Origin of the sequence: Pantoea sp. R102 (genome assembly GCF_004916815.1) — a bacterium.
Taxonomy (GTDB): domain Bacteria; phylum Pseudomonadota; class Gammaproteobacteria; order Enterobacterales; family Enterobacteriaceae; genus Pantoea; species Pantoea dispersa.
The window spans coordinates 1-8,486 of record NZ_SDFT01000136.1; the positions used below are offsets into that span (position 1 = coordinate 1).

An 8,486-nucleotide genomic window follows, 5' to 3' on the forward strand; every position below is an offset into this window, starting at 1 on the left:
CGCCACTGGCGCAACGCGCGCACCCATACGCTGCACGATCCGGTGCGCTGGAAGTATTACCACGTGGGTAATTATTATCTCAACGGCACGCCGCCGCCGCGCCATGCGTGGAGCTAAGGGCGGCGGAAGCGCGTTGCCGGATGGTCAGCTGCCAGGCGCGGCTGACCCGTGAGACGTTCACGCAAGGTTAACGGCTGTGCTGGCTGAGGACGCACCCGCCCGCGCTGGCGCAGCACCGGCATGACCCAGGCAATGAAATCGTTGAAGCTGCCCGGGCTAATAGCCCAGCCCAGATTAAAGCCGTCCACGCCCGATTCTGCCGCAAACTGATCCAGCCGATCGGCAATGGTTTCGCCGCCGCCCACCAGCAACGGATGCAGACCACCGATACCGATGTAGCGTGCTGCCTCACGCAGCGTCCAGCGTTTTTGATCGTCAATTCGCGTCAGGCTGGCCAGCGCCGAACGGCAGACGTCGGTTTCGCGAAAGGCCAGCGGCATGTCCGGATCCTCCTGCGACCAGTCGATACCGGTCCACGCCGAGAAGAGCGCCAGCGCAGCCTCTTCACTGATGTATTGCTGATAATCCTCAAGTTTGGCCCGGGCGGCGGCATCATCTTCGGCCGTGATCACCGTGATGGCTGTGACAAAACGCAGCGACGCCGGATCGCGCCCTTCTGCCACGGCCAGCTGACGAATGCGCTGAATATCGCTGGCAATCGCCTGCGCGGTGACGCCACCGAGGAAAATGACTTCTGCGTTACGGGCAGCAAACTGCGCACCGCGTGCCGAAGTGCCAGCCTGAAACAGCACCGGGGTGCGCTGTGGGCTGGGCTCACTGAGATGTGCATCCGGCACCTGATACCAGCGACCATAATGCTGAATAGCGTGCACTTTTTGCGGATCGCTATACAGGCTGTTGGCTTTATCGCGGCTAACCGCATCTTCCTCCCATGAGCCTTCCCACAGCTTCGCGGTCACATCCAGAAACTCCTGTGCGCGATCGTAACGCTCATCATGCGGCAGCTGCCGGGTCAAACCCAGATTGCGCACCGCGGAATCAAGCATGGAAGTCACCACGTTCCAGGCGATACGCCCGCGGGTGAGATGATCAAGCGTCGTGAACTTGCGCGCCAGCAAATAAGGATGTTCGTAGGTGGCAGAGACCGTAATACCGAAACCGAGGTGCTGCGTGACGGCTGCCATGGCTGAGACCAGCAGCGGATCGTTCACCGGCATCTGAGCGGCCAGGCGCAACGCCGCGTCCGGCTTGCCCTGCCATACATCCAGTTGTCCCAGCGCATCAGCAATAAACAGCGCATCAAAACCTGCGGTATCAAGCTGCCGCGCGAGGGTCGTCCAGTAATCCAGCTCGGTATAGCGATGCGCCTGATCCTGGGGATGTCGCCACAATCCGGCAGAGAGATGACCAGGGACATTCATCATGAACGCAAACAGTAAAAACGGTGAAGGCATCCGTTACCCTCCTCAGACAGGGCGACGCGCACGCAGCGCACCCACGGCCAGTACCACAAAGATCAGTGCGCCGGTTGCCACCTGCTGCCAGTAAAAGTTCCAGCCGACCAGCAACAGTCCGTTGGCGATGAAACTCAGCAGCACGACCCCCAGCAGCGTACCCGGCACATTCGGGCGGCGCGAAGGCGCGAAGGTCGCGCCAATAAAGCTGGCACCGATGGCATTCAGCAGATAGGCATTGCCCGATAACGGTACCCAGGCTTTGACATTGGCGGCGAGAATTAACCCGACGATACCGGCGACCAGTGCACTGAATATGAATGCCAGCGCGGTGAGACGTTTGACCGCCACGCCAGAATGATGCGCTACGCTGAGCTGTTCACCCATCATGCGCAGTGCGCGACCGCTGGCGCTGCGGTGCAACATTTGATACAGCACCAGCACCACGCCCAGCAACAGCCAGAGCGGCAGTGGAACGCCAAGCAGCGTGCCGTGACCAATAGCGGTAAAACCCGCCGGCAGCGTCTGGCTTAGCAGATAGACCGGCTGCCCACCGTTGGACGACAGTTGCTGTACGCTCTGACCAATAAACAGCGTGCCAAGCGTGGCGAGAAACGGCTCAACGCCGAGTTGTGTCACCAGAAAAGCGTTGAACACGCCTACCAGCAGTGCCGCCATCAGCGCGCCCAACAGCGCCAGCGGCAGCGCGACCTGATGCAGTACCAGCGTCACCAGCACCAGACAGGCGATATCAATCGCCGTACCGACGGACAGATCGATCGCGCCGATACGCGTGACCAGCGTCATGGCCAGCGCCACAATCGCCAGCGGTGCGACATTATTCAGCAGCACGCTACGAATGTTGGCGACAGTGGCAAACGCGGGCGCGGCGATGATGAAAAACAGCAGCAGCGCAACAAAGGTCAGCACCATCAGGCTGCGCAACAGCCCCGGCACTTTTTTACCGCTCAGGCTCAGTTCAGACATGAGATGCCCTCCCCGCCTGACGGCGCCGCAGTAGCGCGGTCAGCGCCACAACCAGCAGGATGAGCACACCCTCGACGCCGTTAATCCAGTAACTTGAGACGTTAACCAACTGAAAGCCGTTGGCTATCAGACTCAGAAACAGAGCGCTGATCAGTGCACCGCCCAGGGTCGGCACCAGGCGACGCGAAAACACCACGCCGAGCAGCGCGGCGGCAATCACCATCAGCAGATTGTCGTTAGCGCCCGGCGAACTGCCGCTGAGCAGCGCCACCGAGGCAATGGCTGCCAGTGCAGCGCTGAAGCCGCACAGCACATAACTCAGACTTTGATAGCGCGCCACGCTAATGCCCGCCGCGTTGGCGGCCTGCGGATGGCTACCCACCGCCTGCAGGCGCAGGCCAAACGCGGTGAAACGACTGAGCGCGAGTGCACTCAACGCCAGCAGCAGAAATCCCCAGCCGAGCCAGGAAACGCCCAGTGGTCCGCTGGCTATCAGCAGGTTTTGCAGCGCGCTGCTGGCTGAAATCGACGCGTTTCCGCTCAGTACCATCTCCAGTCCCATGGCGATGTTCATGCTGGTCAGCGTCGCCAGCAGGGGCAAAATACCAAGCCAGACAATCGCCAGGGCATTGAATATCCCCACGGCGATGCCGGTGAGCAGCGTGAGCAGCAGCGCATAAGTGACAGAGTGTTGCTCAGCGATCTGCGCCGCGAATACCGCGGCACACAACCCCATATTAGCGGCAATGGATAAATCAATGCCGCCGCTAATCCCCTGAACACCGCCACCGCTTAGCACCAGCGTCAGACCCAGCGCCAGCGTTCCCACCACCGCCGTTTGCTGCAATACGTTACCAAGGTTGATCACGCTGAGGAAAATAGGCGACAGCCAGGCAAATACCGCCAGCACCAGTACAATAATCAGCAGCGCGACGTGCTGCAGCCACGGCTGCCCCTGCGGTTTGCCTGCCGCCGTCACCACCGCCGGTTGGCTCAGTTCACTCATAGGATTTGCTCCGTCAATGCGCCCGTGCCGGAAGCCAGGGACAGAATCTCCTGATGACTGGTGTGCCGGGCGGACAGCGTGGCGACCTGCTCGCCGCGCGCCAGCACAATAATGCGGTCGGCGAGCGTTTGCAGTTCCAGCAGATCGGTGGAAAACAGGATAATCACCGCCCCTGCAGCCGCCAGCTGCTGCAGGGTTTGATAAATGGCGGCCTTGGCGGCAATGTCGACGCCAACCGTGGGCTCATCCAGCAGATAGAGCGTGGCGTGGGTGTTGAGCCATTTCGCCAGCACCGCTTTTTGCTGATTTCCGCCGGATAGCTGACGCAGCGGTGCCAACTGGCCCGGTGTGCGGATCACTAGCTGGCGGATGTTGTCCGCCACTAGCACGGTCTCGGCGGTTGCGGAGACGCCGCCCCAGCGCAGCAGGCGCTGCACGGTCGTCAGGGTGATGTTGTCGCGCAGGCTCACATCGAGCGCGATGCCGTTGGCGCGGCGATCTTCCGGCACCAGCGCGATGCCACGTTTCACCGCGGCATGTGGCGAAGCCGGTACGCCGTGCGTCTCACCTACGCGCAGCGTCCCGCTCACGCCACGTTCCAGACCAAACAGTGCGCTGATTAACGCCTTCCCTCCGGAGCCCAGCAGGCCGGTAATGCCAACGATCTCGCCACGTCGTGCGCTGAAACAAACATTGTGAAAGCGACCCGGCGCGCTCAGGGCGTCTACGGTCAGCACCAGCTCGCCGTCAGGTGGCAGACCGCGCGGTGCAATCGCCTGCTGCGTCTCACCGATCATGGCATTAATCAGCGCCTGCGGAGAAAGGGCGTCGCCGGTAAAATGCGCGACGTCTTTACCATCGCGCAGCACCGTAACCCGCTGGCACAGCGCCTGGATTTCATCGAGATAGTGAGAAACGTAGATCAGTGCGATCCCCTGCTGACGCATACGTTCAATAACGCGAAACAGCGCCTGCACCTCGTGGCGCGCCAGCGCGGCGGTCGGTTCATCCAGTACCACCACGCGCGGCGCGCGCTGTAATACGCGACAGATCTGCACCAGTTGCTGTTCCGCCACACTTAACCCGGCGATCAGCGCATCGGGATCGATCTGCAGATCGAAGTGCTGTTGCAGTAGCTGCCGCGCCTGCTGCCGCATACGCCGGCGATCGATAAACGGTGTGCTGCCAATCCGTGGCTCATTACCGAGCAGCAGCGCTTCCGCCACCGTCAGCGTGCCTGGCAATAGCCGCTCCTGATGAACAATGGCGATGCCCTGCTGTTGTGCCTGAGCCGGACTGGTCAACACCAGTGGCCGGCCTTCCAGCGTCACGCTGCCCTCATCGGCAGCGTGGATGCCGCCCAGCACTTTGATCAGCGTCGATTTTCCGGCTCCGTTATGCCCAATCAGCCCATGCACTTCGCCGGCGTGGACATCAAGCGATACCGCCTGCAGCGCGGGAATGCCGTCAAAGGCTTTACTGATCTGGCGCAGTTGCAGTCGCACTGTCTTATTTATCATCGCTCTGGCCCAGCGTTTGCTGCGCCTGCGCCGCATTCTCTTTGGTGACCAGAATGGCCGGAACATAGGTGGCAGGCGGAAGTGAACGATCGCCGGCAAGGTATTTCGCCACATTTTGTACCGCAGTCTGTCCGATCAGATAGGGTTGCTGCGCCACCACCGCCGCCGCGCTGGATTTCGGATCTTTCACCAGCGAGACCACGTCCGGGCTGCCGTCCACGGCGTAAGTTTTGATTTCACTGCGACCGGCAGCATCAACCGCCTGAGTGGCACCAATCTGCGGTACGTCCCATGCCGCCCAGATAGCCTGTACTGACCCTTGCGGATACTTGTTAAGTAGCTGACTAATCTGCGCATAGGCATCCTGCACGGTATTGGGAATGACGTCGCGCAGTTCGGGCTGAATGATTTTAATTTTCGGATACCATTTCAGCACGGCTTTTAACTGGTCATAGCGCATCGCCACCACCGGCACGCCATAAAAACCATTAAACACCAGAATATTGCCTTCGCCGCGCAGATCATTGACCAGTTTTAATGCCAGCTGCTCGCCAATATAAAAGTTATCGGAGGTCGTGACGTTAATACTGGATGGGCTGGCGGTATCCACGGTAAATAAGGGAATGCCGGCGTCGCGAATTTTTTTCAGCCAGGGTTCCAGCACTGAGGCGGTGCCCAGCGTTTCAATAATGGCATCCGGTTTTTGTGCAATCAGCGTTTGAATTTGCGCGATCTGCTGTGACTCTTTGCGTCCGCCATCCAGCGCGATAGGCGTGCCACCCAGCCGCTTTACTTCATCAATTTGTCCCTGATAGGCTTTCAGATCCCAGTAGTGATCGGTACCGGCCACGGTAATACCGATACGTTTACCGGCCAGTGAGGGAATGGATGCATCAGCGGCGCGAGCGTGCAGCGACAAGCCGGCGAGCAGCGATGCAGAGGCCAGTAATAGTCCGGCCAGGCGGTGTTTATGCATTGTTTATATCCCTGGAAAAGGTTCAGCTAAATAAGGTGAGTGACGCCTGCTATTCGGCGTATAGCTGAAAATTATCACAGTCACTATTTATCCCTAATGCCATTTTCTCCTTTGAATATGCAGCGGATTTGCATATTGATTGCGCGAAAAAGCATGACCGGGCGCAGATATTCTGACGCCCGGTTATAAATAATAAAAACGTGGCTGGAATGAAGGCGTGCGGCGCTAAAGATACGTGATGGTCGCGGGCGCCGCGGGTGTGATTTTAACGCCCTTTTTTCTTGCGTCCCGGCTGAGTAAAGCGCTTGCGGTTAGCGCCCTGACCCGCTTTGTCACTCTGTTTCGGTGCGCTGACGGCCGGTTTTTTCGCAGCGGGCGTCGCCGCTTTTTTCTTCGCCTGTGCCTGCTGGGTTTTTTGATCTTCTGACGACGAATCCTCAATCAGCTTAAACAGGTCGATCAGTTCATCGTCCGTCAGATCGCGCCACTCACCGAGCGGGATACCTTTCAGGCTCACGTTCATGATCCGCGTGCGCTCCAGCTTCGTCACTTCATAGCCAAAGTGTTTGGCCATGCGGCGAATCTGCCGGTTCAGTCCCTGCACCAGGATAATACGAAATACAAAGGTCGACTCCCGCTTCACTTTGCATTTTTTCGTCACTGTGCCGAGCATCGGTACGCCCGCCGCCATACCAGCAATAAACTCGTCGGTGATCGGCTTATCCACCGTGACCACGTACTCTTTTTCGTGATTGTTACCGGCGCGCAGGATTTTATTCACCAGATCGCCGTGATTGGTGAGGAAAATCAGCCCCTGCGAGTCTTTATCCAGCCGGCCAATCGGGAACACGCGCTTACTGTGGTTGACGAAGTCACCAATGTTGTCACGCTCGCCCTCTTCCATGGTAGTGACAATGCCCACCGGCTTGTTGAGGGCGATTAATACCAGATCGTCTTCGTTGCGCGGTTCAATCAGCCGCCCGTTGACTTTGACCTCATCCCCGGCGAACACCTGCGCACCGACGCTGGCGCGTTTGCCGTTAATGAAAACGTTGCCTTGTTCGATGTAACGATCGGCGTCACGGCGCGAGCAGATTCCGCTCTCGCTGATGTATTTATTCAGGCGCGTGGATGAGTTGGGCAGCATGGTTCCTCCGAAAAAAAACGGACTATACAGCATGTGCGCGCGTTGCGTAAGGCTGGGTTAAGCGTCCGGTGGCGGTTGTTCTTGGCGGTGTGATAGGGCGAAAAAGCGGTGCCGGGTGTCATAGCGATTTATGGCACATAAAAATCCCTCCTGTCGGTTAAAATAGCCCGCACGCCCCTGAGCAAACTCCGGATATTGTGAACACCTCTCCGTTAACCAGGCATGAAAATGTACAACGTAAATCATCTTTTCGTCAGCCGGGAAATGAATGTGAAAAAGCTGCTGGCTTACGGTTTCCGCAAGGATGGGCCGGATTACGGCTACCGCTGTGATGTAATGAATAAACAGTTCACCCTGCAGGTAAACATCACCACCCAGGGTGACATTGCCGCCACCATTATCGATAAAGTCACAGGAGAAGATTACATTCTTCACCGTATTACTTCTGCCACCGGTGCCTTTGTGGGGCAGGTTCGTGAAGAACATGACGCTATCTTGCTGGATATTGCAGAAAAATGTTTCCCACAAAAGCATTTCAAAACAGCGCAGGCCGATGCGATCGTTCAGCACCTGAAACAGCAGTATCAGACTGAGCTGGAATTCTTATGGCCGCGCTTTCCTGAAAACGCCATCTTTCGCCGCAAAGATAATCAAAAGTGGTTCGGCGCGCTGTTGACGATTCACAGCAGCAAGCTGGGCCGACCGGATGATAGCCTGATTGAAATCGTCAATATTAAAGTCTCGCCGCAGACGATCGCTTCGCTGGTCGATGGCGAGGTTTATTTCCCGGGCTACCATATGAACAAAAAGCATTGGGTCACCCTGTGTCTGGATGGATCAGTCCCGACGGCCGAGGTTTTGTTGCGCATTGACAACAGTTTTAACCTGGCCGGCTAGCCATCGGCGCGGCACCGTATACCTCTTCGCGGCTGATTTCGCCGCCCCATCCGCGCAGCCGCAACGTCTCGCCCGTCAGTTCCACCACCGCAAAGGGCACGCGCGACGGGCCATCCAGCATCCCCTGCAGGGTTATAAACACGGTATCCGCACGGCGGTGATAGCCGCCACGGTGATCGTGGCCGGCAAAACAGGCGCGCACGTCATAGCGGCAGAACAGCTCTGCCAGCTGCGCACCGTTGAGAAGACTGTGGCTGTAGCCCGGTGCCAGCGGATAATGGCCGAACACCACTACCTGCTGGCCGCAGGCGCGGGCCTCGATAAGCTGCGTTTCCAGCCACGCCAGCTGAGTCGCACCGACCGCGCCATTCCACGGCTGCGCCTGCGGTTGCTGGCGCGCCTGTAAATCAGCCAGCAGTGCGGCCGCGCGCTGGCGATCGTCGCCGTTGTGTTGATTGCAGTACAGGCTGATATCGTT

The 8,486-nt window shown here is 58.5% G+C and carries 8 protein-coding genes; 1 reads left to right on the top strand and 7 read right to left on the bottom strand.

The features are described from left to right. Nucleotides 1-113: 113 nt before the first annotated feature. From ERD80_RS14735 to rluF, 6 genes are all read right to left on the bottom strand, one after another. Nucleotides 114-1,475: an LLM class flavin-dependent oxidoreductase gene (locus ERD80_RS14735; protein WP_136547404.1), complete on the bottom strand. Its 1,362-nt coding sequence runs from the start codon at nucleotides 1,473-1,475 to the stop codon at nucleotides 114-116. A gap of 12 nt (nucleotides 1,476-1,487) precedes the next feature. Continuing rightward, nucleotides 1,488-2,462 (bottom strand): ABC transporter permease, encoded by a 975-nt coding sequence (locus ERD80_RS14740; protein ID WP_136547406.1) that lies wholly within the window; start codon nucleotides 2,460-2,462, stop codon nucleotides 1,488-1,490. Next, nucleotides 2,455-3,468 (bottom strand): ABC transporter permease, encoded by a 1,014-nt coding sequence (locus ERD80_RS14745; RefSeq protein WP_021506017.1) that lies wholly within the window; start codon nucleotides 3,466-3,468, stop codon nucleotides 2,455-2,457. Before ERD80_RS14745 ends, ERD80_RS14740 begins: the two co-directional genes overlap by 8 nt. Further along, on the bottom strand, nucleotides 3,465-4,973 hold the full coding sequence (locus tag ERD80_RS14750; RefSeq protein WP_248295860.1) for a sugar ABC transporter ATP-binding protein: 1,509 nt from the start codon (nucleotides 4,971-4,973) through the stop codon (nucleotides 3,465-3,467). Before ERD80_RS14750 ends, ERD80_RS14745 begins: the two co-directional genes overlap by 4 nt. Before the next feature lie 4 nt (nucleotides 4,974-4,977). Then, on the bottom strand, nucleotides 4,978-5,964 hold the full coding sequence (locus tag ERD80_RS14755; RefSeq protein ID WP_058774665.1) for a sugar ABC transporter substrate-binding protein: 987 nt from the start codon (nucleotides 5,962-5,964) through the stop codon (nucleotides 4,978-4,980). 265 nt (nucleotides 5,965-6,229) lie between these two features. Continuing rightward, nucleotides 6,230-7,111 (bottom strand): 23S rRNA pseudouridine(2604) synthase RluF, encoded by an 882-nt coding sequence (rluF, locus tag ERD80_RS14760; protein WP_021506014.1) that lies wholly within the window; start codon nucleotides 7,109-7,111, stop codon nucleotides 6,230-6,232. A gap of 228 nt (nucleotides 7,112-7,339) precedes the next feature. On the opposite strand from rluF, the gene ERD80_RS14765 reads away from it, so the two are divergent. Next, nucleotides 7,340-8,008: an MmcQ/YjbR family DNA-binding protein gene (locus ERD80_RS14765; RefSeq protein WP_136547409.1), complete on the top strand. Its 669-nt coding sequence runs from the start codon at nucleotides 7,340-7,342 to the stop codon at nucleotides 8,006-8,008. Here the strand turns inward: ERD80_RS14765 and ERD80_RS14770 are convergent. Then, nucleotides 7,992-8,486: metallophosphoesterase (locus tag ERD80_RS14770; protein WP_211145594.1), on the bottom strand; the 495-nt coding region annotated here is incomplete at its 5' end. The genes ERD80_RS14765 and ERD80_RS14770 overlap by 17 nt on opposite strands.